Source organism: Methanococcus aeolicus Nankai-3 (assembly GCF_000017185.1).
Taxonomy (GTDB): domain Archaea; phylum AGJL01; class Methanococci; order Methanococcales; family Methanococcaceae; genus Methanofervidicoccus; species Methanofervidicoccus aeolicus.
The window spans coordinates 188,803-213,318 of the sequence record NC_009635.1 but is presented as its reverse complement, the minus strand read 5'-3'; the positions used below and the strand labels follow the sequence as shown (position 1 = coordinate 213,318).

The following is a 24,516-nucleotide window of genomic DNA, read 5'->3' as shown; positions in this document are numbered from 1 at the left end:
TTTCATATACGCCATATATCATTTATAAAACTTTTAGGTGGTAAAATGCCAATAATAGATTCCCATATACATATTGATACAAGACCATATGAAGATTTTGAAAAGTTAGCTATAAATTTAGATTGTGCTATAACGATGGCACATGACCCATTAAAACCATATAGTATGGACATAATTAGGGCACATTTTGATAAAATACTATATAATGAAGTGCAAAAGGCAAATAAAATAGGATTAAAATTATTTGTTTGTTTAGGGATACATCCAAGAATGATACCTGCTGATGTGAATTATAATATATTGAAGGAATATTTAAAAAATAAAGATATTGTGGGAGTGGGAGAAATAGGATTAGAAAAATGCACAAAAGAAGAAATTGAGGTTTTTGAAAATCAACTAATTATGGCAAAGGAATTAAATCTTCCAGCTGTGGTTCATACTCCAAGAACCAATAAATATGAAACTACAAAAACTATTTTGGAAGTTATTGAGGGGTTAAATCTAAACAATAACGAAAATATAATAATAGAACATTGCACAAAAGAAACCATAAAAATGATATATGATACAAATTTAAAAATGGGATTAACAGTTCAACCCCAAAAATTAACTCCTTTGGATGTTGTAGATATTGTAAAACAATATGGGGGCGAAAGATTTTTATTAAATAGTGATAGCTCCTCAGCACCATCGGATATTCTAGGAGCTCCGAAAACAGTATTAAAAATGAAAATAAATAATATAGATAAAGAAATTATTGAAATGATTTCATATAATAATGCAAAAGAAGTATTTAAATTAAATATTTAATTTATATTTATTTAAATATATTATTATATTCCACCTTTGCACATTTATCTTGAACCACATTTAAACCCTTTTCTTTTGCTTTTTTCATTGCTTCATTATTTATAATCCCTAATTGAAGCCATATCGTATTTATATCGTCCCTATTTAATATCTCTTCAACAATTTCGGGAATATATTCTGATTTCCTAAAAACATTAACCATATCTATATTTTCATCTACTTCACTAATTGACCGATAAACCTTTTCCCCCAATATTCTTTCCTCTTTTGGATAGATGGGTATAATTTTATAGCCTTTTTCTTTTAAAAATTTCCCCACCATATTACTCATTTTTTCAGGTTTTGGAGATAGTCCAACTATGGCTATGGTTTTAGTTTCTTCAAATATTTTTTTTAAATCTTGTTTGTCATTTATTGAAATAATTTCCATAATATGTCCCCATTTTTTATATTTTATATATTAGTTGTCCCCCTTCTTCAAATATATTGTTTGGGTAGGAAATGCCATTTCAATGCCTTCTTTTTCAAATTCTTCTTTTATTCTCATGTTTATATCATCAACTGCATTAAGATAATAATCAAAACCCATATTTCTAATAAAATACTCCAATCTAAAATTTAATGAATGAGCTCCGAATTCGTTAAATGTAATTCTATATGGTGGGAGCGTTGTCCTGTGGTCTTCTAGTATGGTATGTATAATTTCTTTTGCCAATTTACATTTATCAACTGGGGTATCATAGGTTAATCCAATAATTGTTTTAACTCTCCTTTTTTTCATCTCCGAATGGTTTTCAATGTTGGCATTTATTACAACTGCATTTGGCACAATTATTAAACTATCATTAAATGTTCTTATTTTTGTGCTTCTGATACCTATATCCTCTACAACTCCTTCAACCCCGTCAAATTCAATCCATTGATTTAATTTAAATGGTTTATCTATTATTAATAAAACCCCCGATATAAAATTTTTAACTGTATCCTGGGCTGCAAGTGCCACAGCAAGACCCCCAATACCAAGTCCAGCAAGTAATGTGGATATATTATATCCTGCGGCATCTATTGCCATCAATAACCCCAAGCATATAATTATTAATTTTAATAGTTTTCGTAATGGGACTATTATATGGTCATCAAATGTAGATTCCGTTTTATTTACCCTTGGAATAATGTAGTGCTGTATGAAACTATCTGTGAAATTAAGCACAAACCAGGTTGCCCCTATTATTACCATTATATCTATTAATTCATATAATAAGATACCAATTGTTTTAGGAATTAGTATAGTATTTAAAGCAAAATAAAAAAATAATACAAATATTAATATTGAAGCAGGTAATTCAATAGCATCAAATATGATATCGTCAAATTTAGTTTTGGTTTTACTCACTATTTTCTTTAATTTTCTTTTTATAATTGTGTTAAATAGTCTCCCTGCAATTATTCCAAAAAATATAATTAAAATAAATAATATAATATCATATGTTGTATTTCCATAATATGTAATATTGCTTAAATCCATTATATTACCACCTTTATAGTTAATCTTCAATAACTGTCCCTCATCTGTCCTATTATTAATGAATTTCTTCATTTATTGATAATATGGTAGAGATTAGTTTTAATCACAGCATATTTATGAAAAAGACCGAAGATTGACAATGATTTAATCCATTTTATTTATCATTGCCTTATTTATATTATTCACTATTTGGGCCCCTAATTAGAGTTAGCATTTCAATTATTCCTTTTACAACAGCATTTTTTAAATCCATTGGATGCAAATCCTTATTTTTGTATAATTCTTCAAGCCCATTGTAGCTGTTGATTATTAAATTTCCCCCAAATTTCTCTGGTCTTTCTATTGTTATAGGATAATTTAAATAATATTTTGCAATTTCTAATATTGGATTTCCCTCAACCTCCCCTATTGGACAATATGCCTTTTTTATTTTTGATTTAATTGTAGCATCGTCATCATCAACAGCTATGAAATTTCCTTTTGAGGAGGACATTTTACCTTCTCCATCTAATCCCGTAAGAACTGGGTTATGTATGCAAACTGGGGCCTTATAATCCATAGATGGTAAAATTTCCCTTGCAAGCATGTGTATTTTTCTCTGTTCCATTCCTCCAACGGCCACATCGGCATTTAGATGTTTAATATCTATTACCTGCATAAGTGGATAAACAACACCTGCAACTTTTGGATTATCGTCCTCTCTTGCTATTACCTCCATGCTTCTTCTTGCTCTTTTTAGGGTTGTATTAACTGCCACTTTGTATAAATCCAAATTGTATTCTGGTTTTAATTGAAATTCGCTTCCATATATATATGTGGCATTTAATCCTATGGCATCAAATACTTTTTTGTTCTGTTCTGCCAATTCCTTTATTTCTTCCATTGTTCCCTTTTGGTTTAAATAGGCATGGAGGTCAGCAAGAAGAATAATAATTTTAAATCCTGCATTTTGCAAATCTATCATTTTTTTTATTTGGAGGTAGTGCCCTAAATGTATTCTTCCACTTGGCTCAAATCCGATATAGGCTATTTTATCGTTGCCTTTTGATATTTCATTTAATAATTCTTTTAATTCTTCTTCCGATACGACTTCGGAGGTATTTTTTAAAATATTTTCTAATTTTGTTTCCATAATTTCGACCTCTGAGAGAAATTATTCAATATCCTTCGGAATATTAAACAAAAGCAGAGCTATTGTATTCAAAATCTCTGATTTTGTGTATTTTATCACTTGGCAATATTAAATTTATGTTTTTAATTTTCTTTTAAATATAAAAATGATAATATATTATTTATATATGTTCGGAAAGTTTGTTATATATATTATTAAATATATTGTATATTGTTTAATATACTATTTTATTATCTTATTTATAATTTATAGTGAGACTTTTAATTGTGAGCTTTCGGAGCTCCAAAATAAATATATCCCAAAATACAATATATATTATTAATCAATTAATTTAATAATAACAATAATATAGAATATCCCCTATTTGGTGAGTAAATGAAAAGAATAATTAATATAAAGGCAACAAATGATGAAATAGAGGAAATCTGCGATGCAATTTCTAAAATGGATATTGATTGTTCCATTGAATCAAAAGTATCATATTCCAAAGATGAAATTATAAATATTCTTAGAATAAAAGTATATGGCCATGACAAAATTCAAATGATGCAAGATTATAAAAATATTATGAATTTAGCAGATAGAATCCATAAAAAGTATAAGCCCAATAAGATAGGATTATTTGAATATCAACTAAATGATGTTAAATATCCAGTTAATAAAGAGCTATTAAAAGAAGCTATTGGTGCATTGGATATTGAATATAAATATGATGAAGAAAAAAATATTATAAAATGTTCCCTTCCTTTGGAGGAGCTCCATGATATGACAAAAGAATTATACGGCATATATAAAGAATTAGATTTTACCAATGTAGGCCCTAAACCTGTAAAAAATATAATTACAGTAATATCATACATAACTAAAAAAGATATATATGATATCATTGATGAATCAATTGAACAGGAGTTTTTAAGGGAAGAAAACGATAAAATTGTATTAAATAAAGACATAAAATTAATTAAAGAATATTTTTTAAATAAATAATCCAAGTGATAATATGAAGACCTTTCATAATGTAATTATAAGAGATTCAAGAAATATGGTGGAAATTCCTGATAATTCCGTTCATCTTATTATTACCTCTCCACCATATTGGCAATTAAAGGACTATGGTGTTGAAGAGCAGATAGGATTTAATGACAGTTATGAGGAATATATAAACAATTTAAATTTAGTATGGAAAGAATGTTATCGAGTATTGCACCCGGGCTGTAGAATGGTAATTAATATCGGAGACCAGTTTGCCCGCTCCGTTTATTATGGTAGATATAAAGTAATACCAATAAGAACAGAAATTATAAAATTTGCTGAAACAATAGGTTTTGATTATATGGGGGCAATAGTTTGGCAAAAAAATACCACAATGAATACAACAGGCGGGGCTTCTGTAATGGGTTCGTATCCATATCCAAGAAATGGAATTATAAAAATCGACTACGAGCACATATTAATATTTAAAAAACCAGGAAATGCTCCAAAACCTTCAAAAGAAATTAAAGAAGCATCAAAATTAACAAAGGAAGAATGGAAAGAATATTTTTCAGGACATTGGTATTTTAATGGAGTTAAACAGGATAAACATTTGGCAATGTTTCCAGAGGAATTACCTAAAAGAATAATAAAAATGTTCTCTTTTGTGGGCGAGACGGTTTTAGACCCATTTTTAGGTAGTGGAACAACATCATTGGCGGCTAAAAAATTAGATAGGAATTCAATAGGTTATGAGCTTAACAAGGAGTTTTTACCAATAATATTGGATAAATTAGGGGCCAATCAGGAAACACTTTTAAAAGATTATGAAATTGAAGTAGTTGAACAAAATTTAAATGAAGATGATAAAAATTGGAATGATAAAATAAAGGAGCTCCCCTATATATTCAAAGACCCTGTTAAATTTGATAAAAAAATAGACCCAAAAAAATTGAAATTTGGTTCTAAAATAGATAAAACAGATATTGATAATAAAAATCAAAAATCAAGGATTGAATATTACAGAGTTAAACAAGTAATAAGCCCTGAATTGATAGAATTAAACAATGGTATTATAATTAGATTAATTGGCATAAAAGAAATTCCTGAAAAACGAGACGAAGCGATTGAATTTTTAAAAAATAAAACAAAAAATCAAAAAGTCTTTTTAAAATTTGATACAAATAAATACGACGATAAAAATAATTTAATGGCATATTTGTATTTAAAAAATAAAACATTTATCAATGCCCATCTTATTAAAAATAATCTCGTAGATGTAGATGATAATATGGAATATATTCATAAAAATAGATTTTTAAAATACAAAAATGAGGCAAAATATGGCAAAAGAATGGATATTAAATAGTGCTATGAATAGATTTCAGTTGAATTTTAAACGAAATGTTGGTGCAGTATCTGAGGAGATTAGAAAATGCTCTCCAAAATCATCGGAGGAGTGGAAAGAATATTATTACTCGAAAGTTAGGTCAAAGGAACATATAGATGAATTGGGTCAAAAATTGTATATTAAAATAACAGAAGTAGTAGCATCGGAAGTTGAGTGTATCACGGAAGAGGACTGTATAAATTATATACATAATATGGTGATAAATAGGACTTTTGATGGGTACATGACAGAAATAAAAACAATTTATGGGCAATTGCAGAAAGAACTGGATGATTTAGATGTAAAAATTGAACCAGCACCCGATGAATGGGATAGACTATACAATGTAGATTTTTTTATAGAAGTAAATGGTAAATATATTGGACTTCAAATAAAACCAATGAGTAATGTGTCCCACATACCTGAGATTTATAAAGAAAAAAAGATACAGGGAAAAACCCATATTAAATTTACTAAGAAATATGGTGGAAATGTATATTATATTTATTCAATAAAAGACGGAAATAAAAAAAGAATATATAATGTGGATATAATTAATGAAATTAGAAACGAAATAATTAAACTAAAAAACTAATATATATGTAGAAGGTGATAAAATGAATTATATAAAAATATTGAATAAAACAGAAAATTACATTGAAGTAGAATTAATACATGATGACCATTCATTAAGCAATCTTTTAAAAGATATGTTGTTGGATAAAAAAGATAAGGTAGTTATGGCATCATATGCCTTAGAACATCCTGTTTTAGACCCTGAAACTGATTTGCATATTTCCAACCCAATATTGATATTAAAAACTACGGAAGGAGTTAATGCCGAAGAAGTATTAAAGGAAGCCTTAAAAGAAATTATAGATTTATGCAATAATGTGATGAATTAATTATATATTGATATTATTTGATTTTTCGGAGCTCCCTGTGACGCTTTCAAGAACCACATGAAAATAATAATAATAATAAAAATAATATTCCATCCATTACCATAATCTTTATATAATAGTTATCTGATATTAAATTTGCTCCATGTTTGACCGCAAATATTGGATTGCATATAAATATATATTAATATAGAATAAAATATATTACTTAAAATATTAAAAATACAATGCGGTTAATAATTACAGGAGGCTATTACATGGACAGAGAAACAATATTGAATGCAGTGAAGGAGGCTCGTAAAAATGCTAAGCCGCGAAACTTCAACCAGTCCGTGGATTTAATTGTAAATTTGAAGGAGCTTGATTTTTCAAGACCTGAAAATAGAATTAAACAAAATGTTATTTTACCACACGGACGAGGTAAGGAATCCAAAATTGCAGTAATTGCAAAAGGGGATTTAGCAGCTCAGGCAGATGAAATGGGCCTCACTGTAATAAGACAGGAAGAATTAGAAGAATTAGGAAAAAATAAGAAAAACGCTAAAAAGCTAGCAAATGAAAATGATTTTTTCATTGCTCAGGCAGACATGATGCCCCTCGTTGGTAAAACCTTAGGTCCTGTATTGGGTCCAAGAGGTAAAATGCCACAACCGGTGCCTGCAAATGCAAACTTAAAACCACTTGTTGAAAGATTTAAGAAAACAGTTAGCATAAATACAAGAGACAAGCCATCATTTAAAGTATTGGCAGGAACTGAAAAATTAAATGATGAAGAGCTTGCTGAAAATATTGATGCAATATTAAGCACTGTTGCTAGGCAATACGAAAAGGGGCTTTACCATGTTAAAAATGCTTATACAAAACTAACAATGGGACCATCAGTTCCTATAAAAGAGTAGGGGTGGATACTATATGATAGTTGCAGAAGAACATAAAATAGCCCCTTGGAAAATTGAAGAAGTAAATAATTTGAAAAAATTATTGAAAGAAGGACAGGTCATTGCATTAGTAGATATGATGGAAGTTCCTGCTGTGCAACTTCAAGAAATCAGAGATAATATTAGGGATTTAATGACATTAAGAATGTCAAGAAATACCTTAATTAAAAGAGCTATTGAAGAACTCGCAGAGGAATCCAATGACCCCAAATTTGCTAAGTTGGCAGAATGCCTTGAAAGAGGAGCTGCAATAGTAATTACAGACATGAACCCATTCAAATTATACAAAACATTGGAAGATGGTAAAGCTCCTGCTCCTATAAAAGCCGGTGCTATCGCCCCTAGTGATATAGTAGTTGAAGCAGGTTCAACAGGAATGCCACCAGGACCATTTTTAGGAGAATTAAAAGGTGCTGGCCTTCCTGCTGTAATTGATAAAGGTAAAATCGCAATAAAAGATGATACCGTTATCGTTAAAGAAGGAGAAGTAGTATCTCCAAAAGTTGCCGTAGTGCTTTCAGCATTAGGTATTAAACCAACAAAAGTAGGTTTAGACTTATTGGCAGCTTATGAAGATGGTATAGTATATACATCTGATGTATTGAAAATAGATGAAGAAGAGTTTGTTCAAAATATACAATCTGCCTTCACAAGTGCATTTAATTTGTCAGTTAATGCTGCAATACCTACAACTGAAACAATTGAAACAATATTGCAAAAAGCATTTACAGAAGCAAAAGCTGTATCTATCGAAAGTGCGTTCATTACGGACAAAACTGTTGATGACATACTTGGAAAAGCTTATGCTCAAATGTTATCTGTTGCATCAGAAGCTGGTGAAGAAGCACTTGACGATGATTTAAAAGAAAGAGTATCTTCGACTGCATCTGCTGTGGAAGCTAAGGAAGAAGAAGCTCCAAAAGAAGAGAAAGAAGAAGAGAAAGAAGAAGAAGAAGAAGCACCAGCCGCTGGATTGGGAATGCTATTCTAATAAATTAAATATATCTCATAAATTCGAATACTTTATTTATAGTAAAATATAAATATAACTTAAAATTAAGATAAAACAATAAAAAGAAACAATTTGACATATTTGAGGTGTAAATATGGAATATATATACGCTGCATTATTATTAAACTCAGCAGGTAAAGAAATTACAGAGGACGCTGTTAGTGCAATATTGTCCGCCGCAGGTGTGGAAGTAGTAGACGCAAGAGTTAAAGCATTAGTTGCTGCATTAGATGGAGTAGATATTGAAGAAGCTATATCAAAAGCTGCTGCTGCACCAGTTGCTGTTGCTGCTGCACCAGCTGCAGAAGAAGCTAAAGAAGAAGCTAAAGAAGAGAAAAAAGAAGAAGAAAACTCCGAAGCAGCTGCTGCTGGATTAGGAGCTCTCTTCATGTAATTATTCTCATATATTTTATTTTTTTATTTTTTTAATATAATTAATATATGCGGTTTAAGTTTTATTTATGGTCAATTTTCTTATTCAATATTATTTTAACATTTAATCTATAAATTTAAATTAAATATATATGTAGATATTATACCGATATTTATATAATACCTTTATATACTATATATACTATATAAATAAAATATTATAAAATATAGGTGAGATATTATGAGCTCCGAAATAAAAATTGTAAATGTTGTAGTCTCCACAAAAATAGGGGACGATATCGACTTAGAATATGTTGCAGATGTTCTTGATAATTCAGAATATGAACCAGAGCAATTCCCTGGATTAGTTTGTAGATTAAGTGACCCAAAAGTTGCATTATTAATATTTAGAAGTGGTAAATTAAACTGCACTGGTGCAAAAAGCAAAGAAGATGCAGTAATTGCAATAAACAAAGTTATGGAATATTTAAGAGAAGCTGGATTAGATTTAATTGATACTCCCGAGGTAAAAGTTCAAAATATGGTGGCTACTGCGGAGCTCGGTATGGAACCTAATTTAGATGACTTATCTACTCTTGAAAGAACAGAATATGAACCAGAGCAATTCCCCGGATTAGTTTATAGAATGGAATCTCCAAAAGTTGTATTATTGGTATTTGGCAGTGGAAAAGTTGTTATAACGGGATTAAAAAATAAAGAAGATGCATACATTGCCCTTGAAAAAATAAAAAATACAGTGAAAGAACTTGAAGAAGAATATTTTTAAGTGATATTGTGATTGCTATAATTGACTACAATGCAGGGAATTTAAGAAGCATAAAAAAGGCCGTTGAATTATATTCTAATAACATAGTAATTACCAACGACCCTGAAACCATTTTCAGTGCAGATAAAATAATACTACCAGGAGTTGGAAATTTCGGAAGTGTGATGCAAAATTTATCCATTAAGAATGGAGAATATTCTTTAAAAGAAGTGATAGGTAAAGCGGTAGAGAATGTTCCATTTTTAGGCATTTGTTTAGGTATGCAACTGTTAATGGAACAAAGTGAAGAATGTGGGGATTCAAAAGATGGAGGATTGGGAATTATAAAAGGAGATGTTTTAAAATTTAAAGGCGTAGAAAAAATCCCCCATATGGGCTGGAATAATGTCGAACAAGTTAAAGATATTCCCCTATTTGAGGGCATAAAAAATAATGAGTATTTTTATTTTGTTCATTCATATTTCGTAAATCCATCAAATGCCGATGTCATAGCAGGAGTTAGTGATTATGGCAATAAATTTGCCTGCGTATTAAATAAGGATAACATATATGCCACCCAGTTTCACCCTGAAAAAAGTGGTAATGCAGGATTAAAAATGATTGAGAATTTCGTTGAATTGATTTAATTATTTATTATTTTTTAGTTATTTTTCAATAAGTTCAAAACAGCATTTTGTAAATCCTAATTTTTTAAATTCGTTGTTAATCTGTTTAATATTTTTAATATCATTTAACTTACAATAGTCTTTTTCCGTTATTTCAACAATTGCAATGTCATAATATGTCCTAACTCTAAAATATTCTTTTATATTTAATAAATTTACTAAATAGTTCTCCGCCATTTCAACAGTTTTTAATTTATCAGTAGTAATTGGGGGAGTTAATATTCTTGTGGCTAAACAGCTGTCTTTTTTTGGGAGCTCCATATCTAAATAATCCAATAATTTAAATACTTCTTTCTTTGTAATGTGGAGCTCCGCAAGTGGTGATTTTATATTTTGTTCTTTGTATGCCTTTATACCTGGCCTATCCTCGAATAAATCAGAATAATTTGTTCCATCTACAATCATATCATAATCATATTTTTTTAATTGTCCTTTAATAGTTAATGCAATGTCTTTTTTACAATAATAGCATCTATTTTTTAAATCATTGTTAATATTTTCAATGTTAATGTCAATATTATTATTTTTATTATTAAATTCACTATTAAAATAGTCAATATTAATGATTTTATGATTTATGTTGTATTTTTTTGCCCTTATTTTTGAATTAATTATTGCCTGTTTTGTAAAAAATCCATTGTCAATGGTTATGGCAAGGTGCTCTTTTGCAGCGTTGGAAGCTATTTTTGCCACCAATAAACTATCTGCTCCCCCCGAATATGATATAATTACAGTTTTATCTTTAAAATATTCTTTTAATAAATTGTATTTTTTCTTTAACTCATCATCTATTGTATTTTTTAATATATTATTTTCCATCAAATCCCCCGTCAACTATCATTTTTATATCGTCTTCGATATTTCTACCATTGGTGGTTAAATAGTTGCCAATCATAAGCCCATCAATTGCCAATAATGATAAACTTTGCCAATCTCTCAAATTGTATTCTCTGCCACCACATAATCTAACATCTTTATTAGGCAATATTAATTTACATATGGCAATGGATTTTAAAGCTTCAATTGGAGTAATTTGTTTTATCGCATTGTTATTTAATAATTCATAGGTTTTAGTTCCTTTAATTGGATTGTATATATTTATGGGTATTCCCTCAACATCCAATTCTTTTAATTCATAAAATAAATTTATTCTATTTTCAAGGCTTTCCCCTAGTCCAATTATGCCACCACTACAGACCTCCAAACCTATTTTTTTTGCCATTGTTATGGATTTTACTTTGTCATCATATGTGTGGGTGGTGCATATTTTATCAAAATATTCTTTTGAAGTTTCTAAATTATTGTGTATTCTAACATCTAAATCCTTTAATTCTTTTAATTGACTATTATCCAATAATCCCAAAGAAGCACAAACTTTTAAATTGGTTTCTTTTTTGATGTCCTTTATAGCATCTATTATTTCATTATATTCTCTATCATTTACTGTTTTACCACTAACAACTATTGAAAATCTATTACTATATTTTTCTATGTATTTCGCCTGTTTTAAAATATCTTCTTTTGGTTTTAAAGGATATTCTTTTATTTTTGAGCTGTTATGTAATGATTGAGAACAAAAAGCACAATTTTCAGAACATAATCCAGATTTGGCATTTATTATGGAACATAAATCGATATTATTACTATTATTGTGTTTTTTTACACAATTTGCAAGATACAATAATGTGTAATAGGGGAGCTCCCATAATAACGAAGCATCCTTTTTATCCAACTGGTTTTTAATGGATTTTTTGTAAAAATAGCCTATACCTGTAAATTCTTCCATAATATCACACATATTATAAAATAATAAAATAATAATATTTAATTTAAATAAATTAAATTTAAGCACCGTATTTATGGGCTTTTCCAGTTAAATCAAGAAGTATTGGCACAATATTTTCTCCTTTTATCCAGCAAAGACCTCCTTTATAAGTGGAAAATTCATCAAATGTTTCAACGGCATCTACCCTAACACTCTTGCCCCATATAACTATTGGTATCGGGTCGGCTGAATGGTCTTTTTTCTCTATTGGCGTGGAATGGTCTCCTGTTAAAGTAATATATACCTCATTTTTATCTATATTTTCAAGTATATATTTTAACATTTTATCAATTTTTTCAATAAATTCTTTTTTGAGTTCATAATTTCCATCATGAGAAGCTTCATCGGCCCCCTTCACATTTATTAACACAAAATCATAGGTTTTTATTGCATTTAATAATGCATCAGCTTTATTTTTTAGGTTTGTGGTGGGTGTTCCTGTTGCCCCCTCTACATCAATATAATCTAATTGCACCATTTTTGCAATTCCTTTTATAAGTCCTGTTCCAGCAATGCATGCTCCTTTTATATCATTTTTCTCGTTAAATGGCTGAATATTTGGAACCATACCAACTCCCCTTGGCAATATGGCATTGGCAGGGAGCTCCCCATTTTTCCTTCTTTCTTCATTTACAGGGTGGCTGTTTAATTTATCATGTGCTATTTTTATTACTTTATTTAATATAGTTGCCGTTCTTTTTGCATCTTCTGAATTATCAAGTGGTTTTACTTCTGGAATTGGAACTCCTTCTTTATGTGGGTCGCCCTCTGTTATTTTATCACTTAAATTTGGACCCCTTAAAACAAGTGCGGCCCTATATCCGCCTGATTGTTTAAATATTACTTCAACGCCATCTACTTTAAGTCCATCTATTGCCTTTTCTAATTCTTCGGTGTTTTTTATTCTTCCAGCTCTCCTATCTATGATGGTAAGATTGTCATCAACGGTGGCAAAATTACACCTGAATGCAATATCTCCTGCTTTAACATCTATTCCAACACCACAAGCTTCAAAGGGTCCTCTTCCTGTGTATGTAGTATATGGGTTGTATCCCAGTAGTGCTAAATGTGCCGTATCACTTCCAGGGCCTACCCCAATATCTACGGCATTCATAATTCCGCAGATTCCTTCTTTTGCCATTTTATCCATTGTGGGAGTATGTGCTTCTTTTAACGGAGTATTACCTTGTTTGTTTGGTCTATCTCCTAATCCATCGATAATAAAAACTACAGCCTTCATATTTTCACCATGCTTTTTTTTATTATACTCTGTATTTAAATTATTAAAAACTATTGGTTAATATAGTAAGTTCAATAACTGTCCCCTTAATTGTCCCAAATATTAGTTGAATATGACATATTAATAGAATATAGTCTTATTTATATAAATATAGAGTGAAACAGTTCGAAGATTGACTATAAAGATATAACGATATAAAAAATAAGATTATAAAAAAATATAATAAATAATAAAAAATAATAAGAAAAAACCTAATCCCAAAAGGGTTCTTAGGTTTGGCTATAATTTAATTTAGCATCTTCCGCCTGCTCCTTTAATTGAGAGATATTTCCCATAAAACATTGACTTTTTTAATACGATATTTACCTCACTTAAAAACTGCCCTGCGGTTTTTTCTAGATATATTTTAAATTCATTATCGTATATTAAATCGTCAGTTTCTTTTGGAGCTTTTACATCTATTCCAAATTTAGGTCCTCCTCACCCAAATCCTTCAAAATAAATTACTATGGTATCCAAATCTGATTTCTCTAATTTCCCAGAGATAAATTCCATAGCCTCTTCTGATATGCTTACTGGTATCATAGTATCACATTCAATGTCATTATTAACGATATATCTAATAATAGGTTATTAACATATTTAATATTAACTAATGTAGTATATATATGTTTTGTTATGCCCCATATGCGAACAACCAATAATATATAGTATATTCGAGAACCATAGTTAATCTTCAATAACTGTCCATTATCCGTCCCATTATTAAATAAAATCTCTTTGAGATTTTATACAAAAGCATAGCTTTTGTAAACGAATTTCTTCATTTATTAATAATATGGTAGAGATTTTAGCTTTAATATGATCTCTAAATTTTTCTCTGAAAAATTTATACGATCGTAAAAATCGCTTTGCGATTTTGAGATGGTTTAGTGAAAAAGACCGAAGATTGACTATATTTGCAATTATAAAATTTCAAAATTTTCTTTGGAAATTTGACATCGTAAAGTACATTATAATAAATAAGTATATAAACAATGTTAAATTAAACTAAATAAAAATTATATATAAACCAATATATACTACAACATATAAACCATATATAAATATAAAACATCATAACGATGTATTTAATAAAAAAAATAAGATAATATAAATATTATTATAATATTATTATATGAGAATATAAATTATATGAGAGGGACAATATGCAAATGAATCCAATACAAGGTGGATACGATAGGGCAATTACAGTATTTAGCCCAGAAGGAAGATTATATCAGGTTGAATATGCAAGAGAAGCTGTTAGAAGAGGAACAACTGCAATAGGCATAAAATACAGCGGAGGAGTTATTTTAGCAGTCGATAGAAGAATAATGAGTAAATTGATAGAAAAATATTCAGTCGAAAAAATATTCCATATAGATGAGCACATAATGGCTGCAAGTTCCGGTTTAATTGCAGATGCAAGAATTTTAGTGGATAGGGCAAGAGTAGAAGCTCAAATAAATAAAATTACATACGGAGAACCCATGACCGTTGAAGCTCTTTCAAAGAAAATTTGTGATATTAAACAGGCATATACACAGCATGGAGGTTCAAGACCTTTTGGTATTTCATTACTAATTGCAGGAATAGATAGACATAATTCAAAATTATTCGAAACTGACCCAAGCGGTGCTTTAATTGAATATAAGGCAACTGCAATAGGATTTGGAAGACCTTCGGCAATGGAAATACTTGAAGAAAAATATGATGAAAACATAAGCAGAGAGGAAGCTCTTGAACTTGCTTTATATGCCCTTAGTAAGTCATCAAACATGGCATTATTGCCTGAAAATATAGATATGGCAATTATTACAGATGACGAAAAAGTTGTAAAAAAATTACAATTTGAGGAAATTAAGGAGCTCCTAAAAAAAGTGTCCGATAAAATAGAAGATGAAAAAGAAAAGGAAGAAAAGGAAGAGGAACATGCTGAGGAAAATGGAGATAATAACGAGATGGGTAAAATTGACAATTAATACATATAGGATAGATAAATTAGATAATAAATAAATTAAAATATCAATGTCATTTATTAAAATGTATCATATAAAATCATATATCAAAATGATTATATAATCGAAAGGTATATAAATAAAAAAAGGAGATATTATGGTGCCATTGGAAAAAGCTGTAATTGCACGGCTTCAATCCCACGGGGAGAAGTTTGAGGTATTGGTGGACCCTTATCTGTCTGCTAAATTTAAAGAAGGGCAAAAACTGGATATTTCTGAAATACTAGCATCTGAGGACATATATAAGGATTCTGGAAAAGGAGAGAAGGTCCCAGATGAATTATTAGAAAAAATATTTGGAACTACTGATAAAAAGGAAGTTGCAAAAAAAATTGTATTAAAGGGAACAGTTCAACTTACTTCACAGCAGAGAAAAGAAATGAAGGAACAAAAAAGAAAACAAATCATTTCTTTAATTGCAAGAAACACCATAAACCCTCAAACTGATACACCTCACCCTCCAAACAGAATTGAAAAAGTAATGGAGGAAATACGGGCAAACATAGATATTTATAAAAGTGCCGAAGAACAAATTCCGGATATTATTAAGGATATTAGGAGATTAATTCCAATTAAGTTTGAAAAAAGAGATCTTGCTGTTAGAATTCCAGCAGAATATTCCACAACTGCATACCATTCAGTTAGTAATTATGGAACCATAAAAAAAGAAGAATGGCAATCAGACGGTTCTCTTGTTTTTGTTATAGAGATTCCAAGTGGTATTGAAACTGAATTCTACGGACATTTAAATAAAATTACAAAAGGAAATGTTCAAACAAAAATATTAAAGCGATATTAATATTCTAAAATGATTTATTATTATATAAAACATAGATTTATAAATAAATACAAAGAAAAAAATAATATACAAAGCGGTGATTAAAATGGTAGAATTTAGCCATACAAAAAAAATCGGTTCAGCCGGTAGGTTTGGAGCAAGATACGGAAGAAAAGTTAGAGTTAGAGTTAGAGATGTAGAAATAAAACAAAAGAAAGCATATAAATGTCCCGTATGTGGATTTATGAAATTAAAAAGAATCAGTACATCCATATGGGAATGTAAAAAATGCGGTGCTAAAATGGCAGGAGGGGCATATACCCCAGAAACTGGTGCAGGAAAAGTAGTAGCTAAGGCTATTAGAAGAGTAATTGAAAGTAAAACCAAGGAAATTTAAATTTAATAAATATATACTTATCTAATCTATTAGTAGTTATTTAGTAGTTATTTATTAAATTATTATTTATTTTTATTTTTAGATATAATATGTTAAATATATGCTTAAATTTGTAGTGTGTTTTCGAGTGTAACGAGAAAATTAGACAAAATCTCAAATGAATTTTTTAATGTTCAAAAAGCATGTTTGTTATAAATCATATGGTTAAGTAATATTTATTTGAAACATCTTAAAATTGCACAGCAATTTTTACGATTGTAAAAATCTCGAAATGCTATTCACTATAAAAATTCTCGAACAGACCATATTTATTTTATTATGCTAATTTTATGTTATTTGGTGGAACTATGGTAGAATATAAATGTTCAAACTGCGGGAGAATTATTACCCAGGATGAATTAGGAATGAAAGCAAAATGTCCATATTGTAGTAATAAGTTATTAATTAAATTAAGAACTAGAATAATTAAAGAAGTGAAGGCAAGATGATAATAACAACATCACGAAAACCTTCTCAAAAAACCCGAAGTTTTGTAAATGATTTAGCAAGAGTTTTGGGATTGTCAGTATTTAACAGAGGTAAAACTCCCATAAATAAAATATCTGAAAAATATCCTAAATATATATTAGTCGGAGAATATACTGGAAATCCTGGCAGGGTGGAGCTCCATGATACCAGAAATAATCAGGTAATCTCCATGCTAATATCTGCAAAACTTCAAAGAGAAGTATGCAATAAAGAAATAGCAAACCCCACTAGACTATTAGACATATCATTTGACAGACTATATAATGAAGAATGTGGGGAATACAACTATAAAGAACTGTTTTTAGAATTTTTCGATGAACTAAATGAAGATTCAGATTTTAAAATGAGTTTTGAAGGTTCTGATGGTAGAAATTTGTTTTATATTCAATTTTATAATAAAGATGAAAAAATAGGACCTTTAATAATAGTTAAGTCTATTAAAATTATGGATAAGGAATAATACAATAAATAATAAAATAATAAAATAATAAAAATAAAATATAAATAATACATACAAGGTTAATTATGGAAATAAAAAATAAACCAAATTTTACCTTAAAAATAACTTATGATTCAAAAGAAATGGCAGAAATAATATATAATGCCATATTAATAGAACATAATGAATCACAGATTAAGTCAAAATGTGTTATGGAGCTCCGAGATAATATTCTATTCATAAACTCATTTGCAAATGAAGTTAGTATATTAAAAGCATCATTTTATTCATATATTCGGTGGATAAAGACGGCGGAAGGTATATATAAATTAACAATATAATAATATTGAATAATTATTTTATATAGTTCCGATATGTTTTTATTTATCATACATAAAATACATATGAAAAAAGATAAAGTAGTAAAAGAGGGAAAATTATGGATATGCCAGCAAATATTCAAAATCAATTAATGCAGTTTCAACAACTCCAACAGCAATTACAAACAATTGTTATGCAAAAACAACAATTGGAAGCCCAAATAAAAGAAATGGAAAAAGCAATGGAAGAAATGGAAAAATCCGAAGATAGCACCGTATATAAAATGGCAGGCGGAATTCTAGTAAGTAGAAACAAGGAAGATGTAAAAGAAGAATTAAGCGAAAAAGTAGAAACCTACAAAGTAAGAATTACAACATTTGCAAAACAAGAAGAAAAAATGCAAAAAAGATTAACAGACATGCAGGAATCATTGCAAAAAGCACTTCAAGGAACTAATATAGCATAATTCTTTTTTATTATTTTTATTTATCTTATTTTTTAATGACCTCATTTAGATATTAAACATTTCAACGCTTTTTAAATTATTATATATTGTCTTTCAGAATATTGCAAAACATAACATATGCTAATATCTTTTTGGATATTTTTATATAATATTATAGCTTAATTTTTTATATTATTTTGCCCAATGGTTATAAATTATGGCATATATTATTTATATAACTAGAAATTTATTATCTTATAAATATTATTATTTTATTTTAATAACAGAGGAGCTACTATGAAATTTATATTCATAACTGGCGGAGTGGTTTCATCACTTGGAAAAGGAATCACGGCGTCATCAATAGGAAGATTATTAAAAGCAAGAGGATTTAAAATAAATATGGTAAAAATAGACCCATATTTACAAATAGATGCTGGAACAATGTCCCCCTATGAACATGGAGAGGTGTTTGTTACAGACGACGGCGGAGAAACAGATTTAGACCTTGGAAACTATGAAAGGTTTGTAGATATAAAATTAAGTGCAAATAATAATATTACCACAGGTAAAGTATATTGGAGTGTCCTTTCAAAAGAAAGAAGAGGAGACTATTTGGGTAAAACCGTTCAAGTTATACCCCACATAACCAACGAAATAAAAGAACTGATAAAATCAACTGGAACTAACTGCGATATAACTATTGTAGAAATTGGAGGAACTGTTGGGGATATAGAGAGCCTTCCATTTTTAGAGGCAATAAGGCAGTTTAAAAAAGATGTTGGAGATAATAATGTTTTATATGTCCATGTGTCATTACTTCCATATATAAAGACAGCAGGAGAGATAAAAACAAAACCAACCCAGCATAGTGTAAAAGAATTAAGAGGAATAGGCATTCAACCAAATATATTGGTTTGTAGGACAGAAATACCCATAAGCGAAAAAACTAGGGAAAAATTGGCTTTATTCTGTGATGTCGAAAAAGATGCCGTAATTGAGGCAAAAGATGCCAGAACAATTTACGAGGTGCCATTAAATCTCGAAAGAGAGGGCATAGCAAAATTAATAATAAATAAATTAAAACTTAATACAAATAATTCTAAGCCAGATTTAAAAGAATGGCGGGCAATGGTGGATAGAATAGTAAATCCATTGAATGAAATTACAATAGGTATTGTTGGAAAATATATAATGTTAAAAGATGCCTACACAAGTATTACAGAGTCCTTAGTTCATGCGGGAGCCAAACATGATACAAAAGTAAATATTGAATGGATCAGCTCCGAAGAATTAAGAGACGAAACATATAAAGAAACAATGGATAAACTTGTAGAAGATGAAAAACTCGATGGAATACTTATTCCCGGAGGATTTGGGGAAAGAGGTATTGACGGAAAAGTAAATGCTTCAAAATATGCTAGAGAAAATAATATCCCATATCTTGGAATATGTCTTGGTATGCAATGTGCAGTAATAGATTTCGCCAGAAATGTATGTAATTTAAAAGGTGCAAATTCCACAGAGTTTGATGAGGGAGCTCCCTTCCCAGTAATAGATTATTTGCCAGAGCAAAGAGATATTGAGGACAAAGGGGGAACGATGCGACTTGGAGAATATAAAGCAATCTTAAAAGAAGGAAGCCTTGCACAAAAGCTATACAATGAAAAGGAAGCTTTTGAAAGACACAGACATAGATATGAAGTAAATCCCGAATATCACGACATACTTACCGAAAATGGACTAATTATTTCAGGAACTTCTCCAGATGGAAAACTTGCGGAATTTATAGAATTAGATACTTTAACCCATCCATATTTTATAGCTACCCAGGCACACCCCGAATTTAAATCAAGACCAAATAAACCACACCCATTATTTGATGGACTTGTAAAATCGGCACTTGATAAGAAATTAAAAAAATAATTTAAAAATATACAGTCTGTTGTTGAAATTTGACATTCCAAACAATATATGGCCGAAAATAAATTAATATAAATTAAAAAATAAAATAAAGGTGTAATTATGATGAATACCAAAGAATTCATAGAAGAATCAATTGCGGAAATAAAGGAACAAATAGGAGATAAAAAAACAATAATTGCCCTTAGTGGTGGTGTAGATAGTGCTGTTGCTGCTGTTCTCACAGCTAGGGCGATTGGAGACCAGCTTTTGGCTGTTTTTGTAGATACAGGATTAATGAGAAAAAACGAAGCTCAGGAAATATACAAAATATTTAAAGAAGACATGGGGCTTAATTTAAGAATAATTGAGGCAAAAGAGCAATTTTTAAAAGAATTAGATGGAGTAGATGACCCAGAGGAAAAAAGAAAAATAATAGGAAGAATATTTATTGAAATATTTGAAGAAGTTGCAAAAGAAAATGGGGAAGAAGTTTTAGTTCAGGGAACCATAGCTCCGGACTGGATAGAAAGTGAAGGAGAGATAAAAACTCACCATAACATAGCGCTTCCTAGTGGAATGGTGCTTGAATTAGTAGAGCCTTTGAGAGATTTATATAAGGATGAAGTAAGATTATTGGCGAAAGACTTGGGGCTTCCAGATGAAATAGCATATAGACAGCCATTCCCAGGTCCAGGTCTTGCCGTTAGGATATTGGGAAAAATTACCGAAGAAAAATTGGAAATATGTAAAGAGGCCAATGCAATTGTAGAAGAAGAAATTGAGAAAGAAGGATTAAATAAAGATTTATGGCAATATTTCGCTGCTGTTCTAGATACCAAGGCAACGGGAGTTAAAGGAGACATAAGAGAATACAACTGGGTTGTAGTTATTCGATTTGTTGAATCCCTTGATGCTATGACTGCCAGTGTTCCAGAATTGCCATTTAATATAATAAAAAGAATAAGTAAAAGAATTACCTCAGAAGTTCCAAATGTTGCAAGAGTTGTTTTAGATGTATCCGATAAACCACCTGCAACAATTGAATTTGAATAATATTAAGAATAAAATAATTTATTATTTTTTCTATTTTTATCACTTATAGTCAATCTTCGGTCTTTTTCAATTAAATACATTAATGAAGCTAAATCAGTATCCCTACTAAAATATGATAACAATATACTACTAATAGGATAACAAAGGACGGATAAGGACAGTTATTGAAGATTAACTATATTTTACTTTGGGGTAACATGTCATTTAATTTAAAAAATTTAAAAAAAGATGGACTTTTAAAAGATAGCATATTTATGATTTTTTCAAATATCTATTCAAAAGGAATGGGATATTTATTTTATTTTTTAACTGCTTTAATATTAGGAACGGAAGGATTTGGAACTCTTAGAGGACTTCTTCCACTTATGGATATAATAACTATATTTTTTTGTTCTGGAATACCGCCTTCAATAGCAAAACATCTATCAGAAAATGAAAATTCTAATAATGAGTGGATAATATCTATTTTAAAAATCATGATATTATTTTCAATATTGGGAGCTCCCATAATAATACTATTAAAATATATATTGGGGGGAGGTTATTCTACCATAGATATTAGTATATATATTGCTGTGGTGTTGGCTGTTATATGTTCTTCATTTATCTCGTGGAATAGAGGAGTTTTGCAGGGCAGTTTAAAAATAAAGGAATTGTCTTTAACATGGATTATTGAAAATACTTCAAAAATAATATTTTTAATTATATTTGCCTTATTATTTGGTGTAATGGGTGCATTTTTATCGATATCCTTTGCATATCTAATTGGCGGGATTTTTGGATATTATTTATTATTAAAATATATTAAAATAGATAATATAAATATAAAAAACATAAATTTATTTAAATGGGACAATAAACACAATAAAAAGGTAAAACAAGTATTATATTATGCCATTCCCATAGCATTGGGGACCGCTTCATATCGTCTTTTAAATGACATTGATAGTATTGCCATTATGTCATTATTGGGAGCGTATGATAATGGTATTTATGGTTATGCTTCGTTATTATCTCGGGCGGTATTTTTATTTGCTTCGGCGATATCCATACCATTAATACCACGAATAGCAAAAACCAAGGATATTAATTATTTAAAAAAAGGTTTATTATTAAATTTCTTTATTGTAATTCCTGTTCTTGCAGTGGTATTTATATTTGCGGGGGAGCTCCTAAAATTATTCTTTGGAATTGTTAACAATGATGCCGTGAATTGCTTAAAGATATTGTCAATTTCAGCAGGTTTTATGAGTTCTTATACTGTATGTAGCTCATCATTACAGGGATTAGGTAGGGCTAAAATACCACTTTATATATTAATTGTAGGAATATTATTAAATATAATTTTAAATTATACCTTAATACCAAAAATAGGAATAATTGGGGGAGCTTATGCTACGCTAATAAGTTCTATGTCCATATTTTTAATAATTTTAGCGTATATATATTATGGTGTATTTGGGAGCTCCCAAAAGAAAAAAATATTAAATCTTAAATAATTAACTTTGGTCTTCTACATCATAGGTTAATTTATCTACGACTTCATGTTTTTCATTTGGCACAAATCTATCCTCTAAATCGGCCAATACTTTTTTAATTGAACTATATTCCATCATAGACTCAGATAATCTGTGAGGCTGGAATGGCCCCATTTCTCTAATCATATCTGCCATTTCTAATGCTTTTTTCCTTGCACTATCAAATCCAACATCTGCAAAGAAATCATTTGGTCCCACCAATCTACCTTTTGAAAGCTGGAATCCTAATGCGAAAATTCTTGGAGGTCCATCAAATCTTGTTGGGTTAGCATCGTCCTCACCAACAGGCATCAATGGTCCCCAGTGGCATCCTCTCATCCATCCTGGAACCATGTGTGGTTTAGCAAATGCTTCCAATATTTCCCCTACTGATGGCATACCGCTTTGAGGTCTCACTATTGCCACAGGGTCATCTTTACCAACATATTTTCCTCCAACTTTACTTAATTTATCTGCACTGCATGTTGCGGCAATTTCCCCATCTCTTGCTCTATAAACACTTTTTACAGAATAAGTTTCCAAATTTCCAATTAATGCCAATAATTGATATGTTTCTTTTGGAGTATTTAACAATATTTTTTTGTTTTGATATATGTCCAATACATCAAAATCAAATCCAGTTTGCATTTTTTTGTCATAAACTAATCCTGGCGTATTAAATGGGTCTGCAAACATCCTATAAAATGGAAGGTTAAACGCTGCGGGGTCTGTTTTATCACTACAAAATACTATAACAGGTTCGCTTGGTCTTTCAACAAATTCCATTTCAGCACAGCCCGGACCCATTCCTTTTACATTTCCAGTGAAACCTTCGGAAAGTAAATCTTGACCGGCACCATATAATTTTAATTCTTTTGCCACTTCTGTGGCTTCCTCAAATGCACTCCATGCCAACCCATGTATTTCCTTATTATCTGTTCCTTTTTGGTGGGTCATGATTAAATCTACATCGTCTCCACATTTGGTGACATAGTAATCAATTATTAACTCATCAAGGGCTTCTTCAAGCACGAATTCACATGCGTCCATTAATTCCTCAGGTGCCGAGGTATGACCACATAATCCTCCTACATCAGCTTTTATAACACTTAAAGTTATTTTTTCTCCGTTCATTCAATCACCTTTAATATGGTTTAATATATATTATCTACACAATATATTATTTAGAATATTTATAGTTAATTATTTATAGTATAGTAAATTTACGAACAATTTTCGTAAATGACATAGGTAATTGGGATATTTATTATTACCTAGATATTCTTAATTGTTTCGGACTATAAAAGGACTGTTTTGTCAATTCACCCTATATCGACAACCATAGTTAATCTTCAATAACCGCCCTTATTCATCCTATCGTAAAAATTCCTCTGGAATTTTGAGGTCGTAAAAACTCCTTCGGAGTTTTGAGAAATTATTACTCATATTTACTTCGTTTTTAGTAATATAACAATATATTTTGGCTTTTTAATTGTGGCATAC

General features: G+C 29.7%; 28 protein-coding genes. 20 read left to right on the top strand and 8 right to left on the bottom strand.

Annotation, left to right across the window (positions count from 1 at the left end; genetic code table 11):
* The first annotated feature begins 51 nt into the window (after window positions 1-51).
* Complete coding sequence (locus tag MAEO_RS00990) at window positions 52-810, top strand: TatD family hydrolase (RefSeq protein WP_048062426.1); 759 nt, start codon at window positions 52-54, stop codon at window positions 808-810.
* Window positions 811-817: 7 nt separating this feature from the next.
* On the opposite strand, the gene MAEO_RS00985 is transcribed toward MAEO_RS00990, so the two are convergent.
* The 3 genes from MAEO_RS00985 to MAEO_RS00975 form a co-directional block, all read right to left on the bottom strand.
* On the bottom strand, window positions 818-1,240 hold the full coding sequence (locus MAEO_RS00985) for a CoA-binding protein (protein ID WP_011972920.1): 423 nt from the start codon (window positions 1,238-1,240) through the stop codon (window positions 818-820).
* A gap of 30 nt (window positions 1,241-1,270) precedes the next feature.
* Entirely contained in the window at window positions 1,271-2,335 is a 1,065-nt protein-coding gene (locus MAEO_RS00980) for a mechanosensitive ion channel family protein (protein ID WP_011972919.1), read from the bottom strand.
* A 178-nt stretch (window positions 2,336-2,513) separates the two neighbouring features.
* Entirely contained in the window at window positions 2,514-3,467 is a 954-nt protein-coding gene (locus MAEO_RS00975) for a tyrosine--tRNA ligase (protein ID WP_011972918.1), read from the bottom strand.
* 375 nt (window positions 3,468-3,842) lie between these two features.
* Here MAEO_RS00975 and MAEO_RS00970 point away from each other — a divergent pair, with 375 nt between their 5' ends.
* From MAEO_RS00970 to hisH, 9 genes are all read left to right on the top strand, one after another.
* Window positions 3,843-4,454, top strand: coding sequence for a DUF2067 domain-containing protein (locus MAEO_RS00970; protein WP_011972917.1), 612 nt, complete (start codon window positions 3,843-3,845; stop codon window positions 4,452-4,454).
* A 13-nt stretch (window positions 4,455-4,467) separates the two neighbouring features.
* Complete coding sequence (locus tag MAEO_RS00965; RefSeq protein ID WP_011972916.1) at window positions 4,468-5,808, top strand: DNA methyltransferase; 1,341 nt, start codon at window positions 4,468-4,470, stop codon at window positions 5,806-5,808.
* Window positions 5,783-6,424 carry an MjaI family restriction endonuclease gene (locus MAEO_RS00960; protein ID WP_011972915.1) on the top strand — a complete coding sequence of 214 codons (642 nt, stop codon included), beginning with the start codon at window positions 5,783-5,785 and terminating at the stop codon, window positions 6,422-6,424. The genes MAEO_RS00965 and MAEO_RS00960 overlap by 26 nt, the downstream gene beginning before the upstream one ends.
* Before the next feature lie 22 nt (window positions 6,425-6,446).
* Window positions 6,447-6,734: a DNA-directed RNA polymerase subunit L gene (locus tag MAEO_RS00955; protein ID WP_011972914.1), complete on the top strand. Its 288-nt coding sequence runs from the start codon at window positions 6,447-6,449 to the stop codon at window positions 6,732-6,734.
* A gap of 254 nt (window positions 6,735-6,988) precedes the next feature.
* Window positions 6,989-7,630 carry a 50S ribosomal protein L1 gene (locus MAEO_RS00950; protein WP_011972913.1) on the top strand — a complete coding sequence of 214 codons (642 nt, stop codon included), beginning with the start codon at window positions 6,989-6,991 and terminating at the stop codon, window positions 7,628-7,630.
* A gap of 13 nt (window positions 7,631-7,643) precedes the next feature.
* Window positions 7,644-8,660: a 50S ribosomal protein L10 gene (locus MAEO_RS00945; protein WP_011972912.1), complete on the top strand. Its 1,017-nt coding sequence runs from the start codon at window positions 7,644-7,646 to the stop codon at window positions 8,658-8,660.
* 115 nt (window positions 8,661-8,775) lie between these two features.
* Entirely contained in the window at window positions 8,776-9,075 is a 300-nt protein-coding gene (rpl12p, locus tag MAEO_RS00940; protein ID WP_011972911.1) for a 50S ribosomal protein P1, read from the top strand.
* Between the two features lie 219 nt (window positions 9,076-9,294).
* Complete coding sequence (locus MAEO_RS00935; protein WP_011972910.1) at window positions 9,295-9,840, top strand: TATA-box-binding protein; 546 nt, start codon at window positions 9,295-9,297, stop codon at window positions 9,838-9,840.
* 8 nt (window positions 9,841-9,848) lie between these two features.
* On the top strand, window positions 9,849-10,466 hold the full coding sequence (hisH, locus tag MAEO_RS00930) for an imidazole glycerol phosphate synthase subunit HisH (protein WP_011972909.1): 618 nt from the start codon (window positions 9,849-9,851) through the stop codon (window positions 10,464-10,466).
* An 18-nt stretch (window positions 10,467-10,484) separates the two neighbouring features.
* Here the strand turns inward: hisH and larE are convergent, their stop codons facing one another.
* The 4 genes from larE to MAEO_RS07965 form a co-directional block, all read right to left on the bottom strand.
* The gene (gene larE, locus MAEO_RS00925; RefSeq protein WP_011972908.1) at window positions 10,485-11,324 is read right to left on the bottom strand and encodes an ATP-dependent sacrificial sulfur transferase LarE; all 840 of its coding nucleotides are present in this window, start codon (window positions 11,322-11,324) and stop codon (window positions 10,485-10,487) included.
* Window positions 11,314-12,291: a biotin synthase BioB gene (gene bioB, locus MAEO_RS00920; protein ID WP_011972907.1), complete on the bottom strand. Its 978-nt coding sequence runs from the start codon at window positions 12,289-12,291 to the stop codon at window positions 11,314-11,316. The genes larE and bioB overlap by 11 nt, the downstream gene beginning before the upstream one ends.
* 58 nt (window positions 12,292-12,349) lie before the next feature.
* A complete protein-coding gene (locus MAEO_RS00915) occupies window positions 12,350-13,570 on the bottom strand; it encodes a 2,3-bisphosphoglycerate-independent phosphoglycerate mutase (protein WP_011972906.1) in 1,221 nt (406 codons plus the stop codon).
* 291 nt (window positions 13,571-13,861) lie between these two features.
* Window positions 13,862-14,155, bottom strand: coding sequence for a HesB-like protein (locus tag MAEO_RS07965; protein WP_232202526.1), 294 nt, complete (start codon window positions 14,153-14,155; stop codon window positions 13,862-13,864).
* A 623-nt stretch (window positions 14,156-14,778) separates the two neighbouring features.
* On the opposite strand from MAEO_RS07965, the gene psmA reads away from it, so the two are divergent.
* The 10 genes from psmA (at window position 14,779) to MAEO_RS00865 (ending at window position 22,995) form a co-directional block, all read left to right on the top strand.
* Window positions 14,779-15,594, top strand: a complete 816-nt coding sequence (psmA, locus tag MAEO_RS00910) for an archaeal proteasome endopeptidase complex subunit alpha (protein WP_011972905.1) — start codon at window positions 14,779-14,781, stop codon at window positions 15,592-15,594.
* Window positions 15,595-15,727: 133 nt separating this feature from the next.
* Complete coding sequence (locus tag MAEO_RS00905; protein WP_011972904.1) at window positions 15,728-16,429, top strand: ribosome assembly factor SBDS; 702 nt, start codon at window positions 15,728-15,730, stop codon at window positions 16,427-16,429.
* Between the two features lie 85 nt (window positions 16,430-16,514).
* The gene (gene rpl37A, locus MAEO_RS00900) at window positions 16,515-16,805 is read left to right on the top strand and encodes a 50S ribosomal protein L37Ae (RefSeq protein WP_011972903.1); all 291 of its coding nucleotides are present in this window, start codon (window positions 16,515-16,517) and stop codon (window positions 16,803-16,805) included.
* Between the two features lie 347 nt (window positions 16,806-17,152).
* Window positions 17,153-17,293, top strand: a complete 141-nt coding sequence (locus MAEO_RS00895) for a DNA-directed RNA polymerase subunit P (RefSeq protein WP_011972902.1) — start codon at window positions 17,153-17,155, stop codon at window positions 17,291-17,293.
* Entirely contained in the window at window positions 17,290-17,793 is a 504-nt protein-coding gene (locus MAEO_RS00890) for an rRNA maturation protein (RefSeq protein ID WP_011972901.1), read from the top strand. Before MAEO_RS00895 ends, MAEO_RS00890 begins: the two co-directional genes overlap by 4 nt.
* A gap of 65 nt (window positions 17,794-17,858) precedes the next feature.
* Window positions 17,859-18,113, top strand: a complete 255-nt coding sequence (locus MAEO_RS00885) for a KEOPS complex subunit Pcc1 (RefSeq protein WP_011972900.1) — start codon at window positions 17,859-17,861, stop codon at window positions 18,111-18,113.
* 98 nt (window positions 18,114-18,211) lie between these two features.
* Complete coding sequence (locus tag MAEO_RS00880; protein ID WP_011972899.1) at window positions 18,212-18,559, top strand: prefoldin subunit beta; 348 nt, start codon at window positions 18,212-18,214, stop codon at window positions 18,557-18,559.
* A 276-nt stretch (window positions 18,560-18,835) separates the two neighbouring features.
* Window positions 18,836-20,464: a glutamine hydrolyzing CTP synthase gene (gene pyrG, locus MAEO_RS00875; protein WP_011972898.1), complete on the top strand. Its 1,629-nt coding sequence runs from the start codon at window positions 18,836-18,838 to the stop codon at window positions 20,462-20,464.
* Window positions 20,465-20,563: 99 nt separating this feature from the next.
* Complete coding sequence (guaA, locus tag MAEO_RS00870) at window positions 20,564-21,496, top strand: glutamine-hydrolyzing GMP synthase (RefSeq protein ID WP_011972897.1); 933 nt, start codon at window positions 20,564-20,566, stop codon at window positions 21,494-21,496.
* Between the two features lie 197 nt (window positions 21,497-21,693).
* Window positions 21,694-22,995 carry a flippase gene (locus tag MAEO_RS00865; RefSeq protein ID WP_011972896.1) on the top strand — a complete coding sequence of 434 codons (1,302 nt, stop codon included), beginning with the start codon at window positions 21,694-21,696 and terminating at the stop codon, window positions 22,993-22,995.
* Here the strand turns inward: MAEO_RS00865 and fbp are convergent, their stop codons facing one another.
* A complete protein-coding gene (fbp, locus tag MAEO_RS00860; RefSeq protein WP_011972895.1) occupies window positions 22,996-24,147 on the bottom strand; it encodes a fructose-1,6-bisphosphate aldolase/phosphatase in 1,152 nt (383 codons plus the stop codon). It lies immediately after the preceding gene.
* Window positions 24,148-24,516 lie beyond the last annotated feature (369 nt).

Bases quoted from the DNA above. Each gene is read 5' to 3' on its own strand.
- MAEO_RS00985 (WP_011972920.1), bottom strand. From the start codon at position 1,240: ATGGAAATTATTTCAATAAATGACAAACAAGATTTAAAAAAAATATTT.
- MAEO_RS00980 (WP_011972919.1), bottom strand. From the start codon at position 2,335: ATGGATTTAAGCAATATTACATATTATGGAAATACAACATATGATATT.
- MAEO_RS00975 (WP_011972918.1), bottom strand. From the start codon at position 3,467: ATGGAAACAAAATTAGAAAATATTTTAAAAAATACCTCCGAAGTCGTA.
- MAEO_RS00970 (WP_011972917.1), top strand. From the start codon at position 3,843: ATGAAAAGAATAATTAATATAAAGGCAACAAATGATGAAATAGAGGAA.
- MAEO_RS00965 (WP_011972916.1), top strand. From the start codon at position 4,468: ATGAAGACCTTTCATAATGTAATTATAAGAGATTCAAGAAATATGGTG.
- MAEO_RS00960 (WP_011972915.1), top strand. From the start codon at position 5,783: ATGGCAAAAGAATGGATATTAAATAGTGCTATGAATAGATTTCAGTTG.
- MAEO_RS00955 (WP_011972914.1), top strand. From the start codon at position 6,447: ATGAATTATATAAAAATATTGAATAAAACAGAAAATTACATTGAAGTA.
- MAEO_RS00950 (WP_011972913.1), top strand. From the start codon at position 6,989: ATGGACAGAGAAACAATATTGAATGCAGTGAAGGAGGCTCGTAAAAAT.
- MAEO_RS00945 (WP_011972912.1), top strand. From the start codon at position 7,644: ATGATAGTTGCAGAAGAACATAAAATAGCCCCTTGGAAAATTGAAGAA.
- rpl12p (WP_011972911.1), top strand. From the start codon at position 8,776: ATGGAATATATATACGCTGCATTATTATTAAACTCAGCAGGTAAAGAA.
- MAEO_RS00935 (WP_011972910.1), top strand. From the start codon at position 9,295: ATGAGCTCCGAAATAAAAATTGTAAATGTTGTAGTCTCCACAAAAATA.
- larE (WP_011972908.1), bottom strand. From the start codon at position 11,324: ATGGAAAATAATATATTAAAAAATACAATAGATGATGAGTTAAAGAAA.
- bioB (WP_011972907.1), bottom strand. From the start codon at position 12,291: ATGGAAGAATTTACAGGTATAGGCTATTTTTACAAAAAATCCATTAAA.
- MAEO_RS00915 (WP_011972906.1), bottom strand. From the start codon at position 13,570: ATGAAGGCTGTAGTTTTTATTATCGATGGATTAGGAGATAGACCAAAC.
- psmA (WP_011972905.1), top strand. From the start codon at position 14,779: ATGCAAATGAATCCAATACAAGGTGGATACGATAGGGCAATTACAGTA.
- MAEO_RS00905 (WP_011972904.1), top strand. From the start codon at position 15,728: ATGGTGCCATTGGAAAAAGCTGTAATTGCACGGCTTCAATCCCACGGG.
- rpl37A (WP_011972903.1), top strand. From the start codon at position 16,515: ATGGTAGAATTTAGCCATACAAAAAAAATCGGTTCAGCCGGTAGGTTT.
- MAEO_RS00895 (WP_011972902.1), top strand. From the start codon at position 17,153: ATGGTAGAATATAAATGTTCAAACTGCGGGAGAATTATTACCCAGGAT.
- MAEO_RS00890 (WP_011972901.1), top strand. From the start codon at position 17,290: ATGATAATAACAACATCACGAAAACCTTCTCAAAAAACCCGAAGTTTT.
- MAEO_RS00885 (WP_011972900.1), top strand. From the start codon at position 17,859: ATGGAAATAAAAAATAAACCAAATTTTACCTTAAAAATAACTTATGAT.
- MAEO_RS00880 (WP_011972899.1), top strand. From the start codon at position 18,212: ATGGATATGCCAGCAAATATTCAAAATCAATTAATGCAGTTTCAACAA.
- pyrG (WP_011972898.1), top strand. From the start codon at position 18,836: ATGAAATTTATATTCATAACTGGCGGAGTGGTTTCATCACTTGGAAAA.
- guaA (WP_011972897.1), top strand. From the start codon at position 20,564: ATGATGAATACCAAAGAATTCATAGAAGAATCAATTGCGGAAATAAAG.
- MAEO_RS00865 (WP_011972896.1), top strand. From the start codon at position 21,694: ATGTCATTTAATTTAAAAAATTTAAAAAAAGATGGACTTTTAAAAGAT.
- fbp (WP_011972895.1), bottom strand. From the start codon at position 24,147: ATGAACGGAGAAAAAATAACTTTAAGTGTTATAAAAGCTGATGTAGGA.